Source organism: Escherichia sp. AM3 (assembly GCF_032029835.1).
GTDB classification, from domain to species: domain Bacteria; phylum Pseudomonadota; class Gammaproteobacteria; order Enterobacterales; family Enterobacteriaceae; genus Escherichia; species Escherichia coli.
On the sequence record NZ_JAVUPQ010000273.1, the window covers coordinates 1 to 1602 of the forward strand.

Annotated in this window: 3 pseudogenes; all 3 read right to left on the bottom strand. The window is 35.6% G+C overall.

Features of this window, described 5'->3' with window-relative positions:
* Positions 1-341: 341 nt before the first annotated feature.
* Positions 342-863, bottom strand: a pseudogene (locus RTW80_RS25000) (Imm57 family immunity protein).
* A gap of 371 nt (positions 864-1234) precedes the next feature.
* A pseudogene (locus RTW80_RS31745) lies at positions 1235-1453 on the bottom strand (RHS repeat-associated core domain-containing protein); the annotation flags it as partial.
* Positions 1454-1486: 33 nt separating this feature from the next.
* Positions 1487-1602: pseudogene (locus tag RTW80_RS25005) on the bottom strand (sel1 repeat family protein); the annotation flags it as partial.

The window sequence follows — 1602 nt, forward strand, 5'->3', positions numbered from 1 at the left end:
AGTGTGCTCTCATTGGATTTTTTATCCGTCTTGTTCTGCCGCAGGATGAGACTATACATCGTCGAGATCGCAATGATGATATGAGTTGTTCCTCCTGCGACGGCTCTAATCAAAAAAGAGCAGGAGTGCTTTTCCATCTATTGCGATGATGGCTTTATTATCTGAAGGATGACAGTCACATTTAAAAAATATTTAATCTATAGATCACAATGTAGGGTCATGGAATATATGTATACAACTATTTTCTTCTTCACTTTTAATTATCGTATTCATTATAAAACTAAGTTAAAAAAACTCCTGGAGAGTGAGTTATTAATATATTTTTAAATAAAATTAAGTTATCATTCATCGATGCACTTTATAGAATCATCAATGGCCATAATAGTACTATTAACTCTCAATTTTATATTTTTATCATCACTACAAATATTAACTGAATTTATATCAATGATTTTTTTTATTCTTATCTTTTATTTTATTTACTGTTTCAATGCAATCAGCGGCAAGTTGGAGTGGATTTAGATTTTTCAGATATGGTCTTATGATCTTTCCCTTACTTAATAAATAGCATGTATAGGATTCGGAAAGTCCAGCATCTATTTTGTACCTCATTATATTAGATAAGGATGTGAGAAATTCCTTGTTATCATTCGCAGCCATATATGCCAGTCCGAGTTCAGCCTCTGCGGCCTTACAGGCAAAATAGCTTAGTGAACACGCTTTTCGTCCCTCTTTAGTACTGGCTGATATTAGTGCCCATAATATTGCTTTGTCTGCCAAATCTAACTCTCTCTGAAATTGTCTTGCAGTAACTGCACTCGCAGAAATAGAGAAAAAAATACAATTGTTAATAACCTTGCCATATTTTTTAGTCCGTAACTGTTAATGTGCTATCTGGCTCTGAAAATATTAACTCATTTAATTTTTGCATGTCATTAGATAAACCAGTTATACAACCCTCGGAACAGAATCGAGGTCCTAAAGACGGACCAAAAGCGTTTAAACAACTATGTATTGAAAATCCATTGCGATTATAAGTTCCTGTATTAACTGACGGTACTAATCGTATGCCGTCAGGTTTTCTATTGCTTGCTCCCGGGTCATTAACATTCCAACTCCATAGGCCTTGAGGTATTGGCCATCTATTTATAAATGTGTACAACGGGGATTATTTTTACATTGCATATTATTACCAGAAGCGACTGGAATACTAAGCACATCATAAAAATTATCATCACATGGTATATCTGAAACACACGAAAGCATACCTAAAGTTATGCTGTATAAACAGGTGGCTAATCCCAAGGGGATCGATTCCAGAAATCGGGTTCAACGGATACTGATAAAAATTCCACCTACCTTCCAGCCCAATCGGAGCCTGAGTGTTATACCGCCCCTGCTGCGGTTAATGTTACCGATAATAGTTATAGTACAGCCCTGATTCATCATCATACTACTGCTGCGGCAGTCTGATGAACTATTGCTTTTACGGATTCTCCTTATTCTTCCTTCTATCCATTCGCTTTAGCTTTTTGAGCTCTTGAAGTTTGCTCTTTGCATCAATATTACCGTTATTTACAGCGAATTCCATCCAATAAATAG